The organism is Methanosarcina sp. UBA5 (genome assembly GCF_002505485.1).
Lineage (GTDB): Archaea > Halobacteriota > Methanosarcinia > Methanosarcinales > Methanosarcinaceae > Methanosarcina.
The window spans coordinates 1-7,055 of record NZ_DAVG01000074.1 but is presented as its reverse complement, the minus strand read 5'-3'; the positions used below and the strand labels follow the sequence as shown (position 1 = coordinate 7,055).

The window sequence follows — 7,055 nt, the reverse complement described above, 5'->3', positions numbered from 1 at the left end:
TACTCAATGCAAGCGTTTACTGATTGGACAGGTAAAACTCCCAATGAGCTGCTGACAGAAGCGGAAGCAGAAATTAGAAAAGGGTTGCTATTGCGACAGAGAAGTGTAAAACGGTATCTTATCGGGTTTCGAAAACATTTACAAGATCAGGGTCTTGCGCCGATGAGTGTGAAAAGCCATGTAGCCCGCATGCAATCTTTTTACAAATGTTTTGATATCGACGTACCTAAACTGCCTAGATCCGGCAACAGAGCCCAACCATTAGAAAAGCATAAGGACATTCCAACCAAGGAAGACCTACAAGACGCTTTAAAAGTTTGTGACCCTCTTGAAAAAGCTATCTTACTGGTAGGTGTATCAAGCGGATTAAGTGCAAATGAAATTATCAGGTTGAAGGTCAAGGACTTTAAAGAAGGGTATGATTCCAAGACCGAGATAACAACACTTATACTTAGAAGGGGAAAAGTAGGCACTGATTTCGTGACCTTCCTGAGTCCTGAGGCTTCCAGAGCAGTACAGGATTATCTGGAATTTAGAGCAAGGACTATTAAGACAACTGATAAAAAGAGACAAAATCAAATTGAAAAGCAACGTGTACTTGTGGATACTAACTACCTCTTCATAGGAAGACAAATCCCCAACCAATTTCTTGAAACTAAAAATGATGAACTGCGTCGACTTAAGGAACTTTCTTTCTTTAAGATTTACAGAACAATATCCGAAAAGGCACAGAAAAACACTCCAAAAGGTGATTGGAATCTTTTAAGGTCACACAATGTCAGGAAATACTTTAATAGTACACTCTTAAACTCAGGAGCAGATTTCTTTTTCACAGAATTTTTAATGGGACATACTTTAAACGATACCAAAGCAGCATACTTTAGGGCAAGTCCTAAGCAGCTCAGGGAAATTTATCTAAAGTTTGTTCCGTACTTGACGATTCAGAAAGAAGCCGATATTTCAGAGAGTCCTGAATACCTAAGGATCAAGCAGGAAAACCAAATACTGCAGGCTGAAACAGTAAGGAATATTGTAGAAAGAAGAGAGCTGCAAGAACTACGCAAAGAATTAGAAGCTGAAAAGGCAGGAAAAGCAGCATTAAAATCAGAAATCATGAAAGAGCTTTTAGATGCATTTAAATTAAATGAAGAGAATAAAATTGAATTTACTCGCGACTTTGATGACGAGCAAATTGATGAGCTCGCCAGGTTAGGCGCAGAATATTCAGAATACAGACCAAGAGAATCAGGAGTGCGAGACTTAGGAGTGCCACCTGAATATATACCTGAAAAAGAAGAAGACATTATAAAGAGAATCCTGAAACCTGATAGTAAGGCAAGTGAGAAGAAGTCTTAATACCTTTTTGGCTGCCTTACGGAAAAAGGGATAATGAAAATCAAGGTTTGAAGTGCCCAAGCATTTTATGGCTAAAACCGAAATTATGAATCGTAACAATTTCATGGCTCGATTGAATGTAGAAACTTGTAATAAAAGAAATAATCAGTTAAATTATAATGCATACTCTTTTTTCAATGCCTCAGCTCATATTTTGATTTGACGTCTTTTATTGTTGCTAAAAGATCTGAAAGCCTGGTTGCAAGTAGATCCAAAAGGTTACAATCCTAATGGCTCCCTTATGGGTTACTTTGAACAGTAAAGAATTTACTGGAGCCATTCTTTTTATGGTGCAATAAGGATGATGCTACAGCGAGTAGCTAAGAAAGCAGGGATTAATAAAAGGATTAATTCTCACATGTTCCGGCATTCTCGCTGTACATACATGGCAAATTAGCTCATAGAAGCCCAAATGAATGTGTACTTTGGATTGACACAATGGTCAGACATGCTCAGTGTATACGTTTATTTGCCAGGGCATGACATTGATAATGTAGTCTTAAAAGCAAATGGGATTACTCCGAAATCCGCCAAACAACTGAATATCGAAAAAGTAGCGGAAAATCCAAAACTTGGCTTTCCATCAATAATAAAAACTAAAGTTAATAAACTGGTAGAGGAAAAAATTGCAGAATTTGGGAGTTTAATTTCTTGAGTTTCCAGGTTATGAAAAAGAGGTGCCTGTCTACAGGTCTTCTTAAATATAATTTATTTACTCATTTTTATATTTCATATTTAAAAACATATTTTTTAATTTAGCTCAAATCTTTAAAATTATATATTAATTACTATAATATTTAACTCAATAAAACGGTCAAAATTTATATAATATTAACATATAAAATAACCCAATAAAAAGTCTAAAAGTTCCACTAAGGTATTTGAGCTCTTTCAAATATCTTGCAATAATTGCGAAATACGAAAATCTAACGTTCAACATCATATGCAAAAGTTATATTTAAATCTTTGTTAGGACGTGAACTTAGCGGAGCTGTTGAACAATTTACTAAAGAAGTCAGTATTTACTGTTGAGTTTAGCTTGTGCTATCGAAATTAGCATCTGCCAATTCTTTTAATACATTTATTTAAAAACAGGGTTGAATAATGAAGAAAAACGCTAAGTTAAATGAAATTGAATCTAAATTAGAAAAACATAAAGCAGAATCTGAAATCAGATCTAACTTTATCAATGGTCGAGTTCAAGCTCTAAACTATAGATTATTGAAAGACAATGATGGACTTGACTATCAAAAATATAGTTTCATTAAGATAGTGGTTAGTATCAAATCCTTGAGTCCAAATATGGATGAGGATATTAGATGCCGTTTTGCTGAAATGTGGCTTAATCATAAATTATTTTTCAAAAAGAAACGTTTTGAATGCGTTATATTTGCGCTAACTTGGTATTGTACTCTTCTGGATAATCAGCCAATAGACGAATCCGAATTAGTAGAAATGTTCTTTAAAGACAAAGATCAGCCTGCAATGCTTTTACAGGTATTTCAATGCGAATCAAGAATCCGAGAATATTACGAGGATAAAGAGCAATCTATCTGATAAAAGGAACGTTTAAATAGTAGTACTTAACTTGAGTCCGCATATATTAAGTAGAGAGAAGAAAGATTGTAAGATATTCTTTCCTGATCTTCGTGCAGGCACCCTGCATGTTTGCCTTGAAACTGAGAATTTGATTATGAAAACCTGTTCTGAAGTGAATACTTTCGACTTTGATGACGTTGAAGTTCCTTTCCTAAGAGTTTAAGCAATTCTGGACGAAAGTATAGTTCCTATTTTTAAGGCAGGTTTGAATGAAAATTCTCTTTTTAATGTAATAATCAAATTTTCAAACTTAAAAAAACTATTCTACAAAGTAGTTTCATAGAGTGTATACTCTCTAATCTTGTAAGTTACGGGATACTAATTCCCTCTTATATCTTTAAAAAAATAAGTAAGGAAATATTATTAATATGAATACACATCCTAATTTTATAAATGAAACCTATTTAAAACCAACGACTATCAATGAAGATTCCATACCATGGGAATTGAGAAGTCGGAATCAATGGATACTCTTCAAATTTAAAATTGTTGATGGAAAATTAAAAAAATTTCCCTTCAATGTTAGAGGCCAGATGAAAAGTTGGAATTTACCCGAAAACCAAAGCAGTTTCGAGCTTGTATGTCGGGCATATACTAACAACTATGATTATTCTGGAATCGGTTTTGTGGTAACTGAAAATGATCCTTACATCTGCATTGATTTCGACCATATTTATAATCCAGCTACGGGAAAATGGAATCAACAAGCTTTGGAAGAAATCACGAAACTGAATTCCTATACTGAGTTTTCACCAAGTGGAACTGGAGTCCATGTGTTCGTCAAAGCTAAAATGGTAAAGGCAGGAAGAAGGGAAAAACAACCAGACGGTACTGGCCGTGAAATGTATTCTTATAAGCATTGTATGACAGTTACAGGTAACCATGTACCTGGTACACCATCTGAAATTAATAACTCCCAAGAGATCATTGACGAGTTTTATGAAAAATGGTTCCCTGATGACGATAAACCTAACATCGCAGAGGAAGTACCTGTTCAAGTTAATGAATCGTCACTAAGCCCTGATGGAACAAGCCCACAGGCTGGAAGTACTACTTATTTGGCAGACTCCTTAGTTCCAGCATATGGGTATTCAAAAGAACCTAAAAATGTAAGATATGGGATCTCCGATTTTGATGTTTTAGAGAAATGCAGGCATGCAAGGAATGCTGAACGTTTCAACATTCTCTACGGTGGGAACTGGAAAGTATTGGGATGCTACCCTTCTAAGAGTGAAGCTGACCTTGCTCTATGCAGCATGTTTGCAGCCCAGACTAAGGATAGAAATCAGATTGATAGACTGTTCACAGGATCTGGACTTTATAGTGAGAAATGGAATCGTACAGACTACAAGGAATGGACGATCAGTAAGGCACTTGACAGGATTAATGAGGATCCAAGTAGAAAATATTTTTCAGAAGGGCGGTTTATTGTTAAATCGCTAGCAGATGAAATAATGGGCGAATATCATTTTCTTACTTTTGATGACACCAAAGAGACATACTGCTATAAAAATGGAGTATATCAACCTGGAGGAGAAAATCTTATAGCACGAGTAGCTCAAGAAAAACTGGGAAATTACTCCACAAGAGCTCGCAGACAGGAAACATTGTCATTTATCAAAGTTGAGACGTTAATCACCCGTGATTCTGTCGGTAAAGAAACATATGTAATCAACTTAAAGAATGGCCTTTATGATCTTAAAGAAGATAAATTCAAGCCACATACGCCTAAACTGTTGTCGATTTTACAGTTACCTGTAGAATATAATGAAAATGCAGAGTGCCCAATGATTGATAAGTTTCTATCCGAAATAGTGTCTGAAGAAGATATACAGGTACTGTTAGAATGGGCCGGCCACATGATGATTCCAGATAATAGGATGGAAAAAGCAGTTATGCTTCTGGGCTCTGGATCAAACGGGAAAAGTGTACTTCTTAATCTTTTGACCGAACTCATTGGAATTGTAAATACTTCAGGAGAAAGTTTACATAAGTTGGAGAAAGACAGATTTTCTGTAGCAAATCTCTATGGAAAATTGATGAATGTTTGTCCCGACATAGCTGGATCTGAAATATATGACAGTTCTGCGTTTACTACATTGACAGGGAATGAGAAACAGATCAGAGGAGAAAGGAAAGGCCAGCAAGCATTTTATTTTAACAATACTGCAAGATTAATTTTCTCTGCTAATGATCTACCGCCTGTGAAAAATGCTGGATATGCCTATTACCGCAGGTGGATTTTAATTGAATTTCCTAATAAATTTGAAGGAAAAAACGCAGACCGAAATTTGATCCAGAAGATTACAACTAAGGAAGAACTGTCTGGGTTGCTTAACAAGGCAATTAAAGCTCTGAAAGGACTTCTGAAAAGTGGAGATTTCTCTTATCATAAGACGATCGAGGAAGTTGAAAGAATGTATCGCCTCAAAAGTGACTCTGTTGCTGCCTTTGCTGATGAATGTTTACAAACGAGCACAGAGGACACCTTAAAAGCTGCAGTTTATGACGCTTATTCTAAGTGGTGCAAAAAGAATGGCGAAAAGCCGGAATCAAATGCAGTGTTTGGAAAGAAACTCAAAAAATTGGGATATCAAACAATAAGGGGATCTACGACTGACGATAGAAAGTACTACTGGGAGGGTATTTCAATAAATAAGTCAAGGCTGTAATCTGTCCATTATGTCTTGATCCTGTCCGGTGTTATTGGTGCGCTGGATGAAATAATCACTATTGGTCGCCACAGATAGGGGGATGTCTAGGTTGTCTAAGTAAATTCTTATTCCTAGGAGATAAAATATTTTTTTTCCCCTTACTGTGGTAAAAGGGGAAAGTAAAAAATAGTTAGACAAGTTAGACAAGTTAGACGGAATAAACCAATATCATTCAGCATGATTTGCCTATTGGACGTAAGGTATTGTCTTACATGGCTCAGAAGTAATACAAATCAATTTAGCTTATAAACCTCTATTTGCTAATGTATCTGCTAATGTATCGAGATTTCTTTTTTATAAAGTAATTTTCAAAATCTAAAAAATCTGAACTGACTTCATCTGAGCAATCCATGAACAGGGCATTCTCATGGACTGTTAATGTGTTAACTCAGCTTGGGGGGGTTCATACCTGTTAATAAACTGTTAATTTATGGTGTATTAAGCCACCATATCTATTTTTTTTCGAATATATAATAAAGTGGTAATACTATGAATACCGAATTGAATAATGAAAGAGTATACTTCATCTGTTTATTGTCAAAAATCTTTGATTTACCTGCAAACATAGCAGGGCCAACTGAAAAAATAGTTGTGGACATATTTCTGGACTATGACCTTTATGAAAACCTTTACATTTCTTATGAGTGCGTTTCTATTGCAGCTATAATGTATGTTTGTAAGAGAAACTACATCGAACTGGATGCCCAGCTAATAGATGAGTTCGTATCGAGGATATTCAATGATTCAGATAACTGTCAAATGAGTAGAACAAGCGTGGATAGACACTACAAACGTATTTCTGAGAACTACAGGAATGTTGATATTTCAAAGCTTAACGAAAGTAATAATTCAATTCAAATTTTAAATATAACTAATACTAATTAAACTATAAAATATATATTTTTGAAAAATCTATACAGCTTACAAATTATCTAAAACCATAGATAAAGATATTACTTACTTTCATATGGTAAATTTTATAAAATTCTAATTATAATTATTCATTTTTGACATCACTTCTAATTTTAGATATACTGCTCCTAATCTTAAACGTGTTATTCCTAATTACATCATAGTTTCTTGTTATCAGGTATTGTGCTTAAGTAAATCCTGAATAATTGCTACTGAATTCGGAGCAACTACGAATTACTTATTAAATTCGGAGCCATTACCAGTGAATCTGGAATAATTACTGGCATTACTGGCATTAATTATGCTATGTACTCACAAATATACAGAAATCATATAGAGCTGATCCCAAAATTCCATATTGCTTATCTGAATCTCGCGTTCTTAATAATCAATTGAGTTTCTCATTATGAGTTAGCCAGCATATTATCAAAGTCC

At 34.8% G+C, this 7,055-nt stretch carries 5 protein-coding genes; all 5 read left to right on the top strand.

Annotated elements, in window-relative coordinates:
* Positions 1–6: 6 nt before the first annotated feature.
* The 5 genes from BP621_RS07225 to BP621_RS07205 all read left to right on the top strand — a co-directional run bounded on the left by BP621_RS07225 (position 7) and on the right by BP621_RS07205 (position 6,593).
* Positions 7–1,356, top strand: coding sequence for a tyrosine-type recombinase/integrase (locus BP621_RS07225; protein ID WP_422656670.1), 1,350 nt, complete (start codon positions 7–9; stop codon positions 1,354–1,356).
* A gap of 451 nt (positions 1,357–1,807) precedes the next feature.
* Positions 1,808–2,050: a hypothetical protein gene (locus BP621_RS07220; protein ID WP_292388809.1), complete on the top strand. Its 243-nt coding sequence runs from the start codon at positions 1,808–1,810 to the stop codon at positions 2,048–2,050.
* 449 nt (positions 2,051–2,499) lie between these two features.
* Positions 2,500–2,952, top strand: a complete 453-nt coding sequence (locus BP621_RS07215; RefSeq protein ID WP_292388807.1) for a hypothetical protein — start codon at positions 2,500–2,502, stop codon at positions 2,950–2,952.
* 410 nt (positions 2,953–3,362) lie between these two features.
* Positions 3,363–5,666 carry a phage/plasmid primase, P4 family gene (locus tag BP621_RS07210; RefSeq protein WP_292388805.1) on the top strand — a complete coding sequence of 768 codons (2,304 nt, stop codon included), beginning with the start codon at positions 3,363–3,365 and terminating at the stop codon, positions 5,664–5,666.
* Positions 5,667–6,197: 531 nt separating this feature from the next.
* On the top strand, positions 6,198–6,593 hold the full coding sequence (locus tag BP621_RS07205; protein ID WP_292388804.1) for a hypothetical protein: 396 nt from the start codon (positions 6,198–6,200) through the stop codon (positions 6,591–6,593).
* Positions 6,594–7,055: the final 462 nt, after the last annotated feature.

What these genes read in the sequence shown, in the direction of transcription:
- BP621_RS07225 (WP_422656670.1), top strand. Translation starts at nt 7, where the DNA reads ATGCAAGCGTTTACTGATTGGACAGGTAAAACTCCCAATGAGCTGCTG.
- BP621_RS07220 (WP_292388809.1), top strand. Translation starts at nt 1,808, where the DNA reads ATGAATGTGTACTTTGGATTGACACAATGGTCAGACATGCTCAGTGTA.
- BP621_RS07215 (WP_292388807.1), top strand. Translation starts at nt 2,500, where the DNA reads ATGAAGAAAAACGCTAAGTTAAATGAAATTGAATCTAAATTAGAAAAA.
- BP621_RS07210 (WP_292388805.1), top strand. Translation starts at nt 3,363, where the DNA reads ATGAATACACATCCTAATTTTATAAATGAAACCTATTTAAAACCAACG.
- BP621_RS07205 (WP_292388804.1), top strand. Translation starts at nt 6,198, where the DNA reads ATGAATACCGAATTGAATAATGAAAGAGTATACTTCATCTGTTTATTG.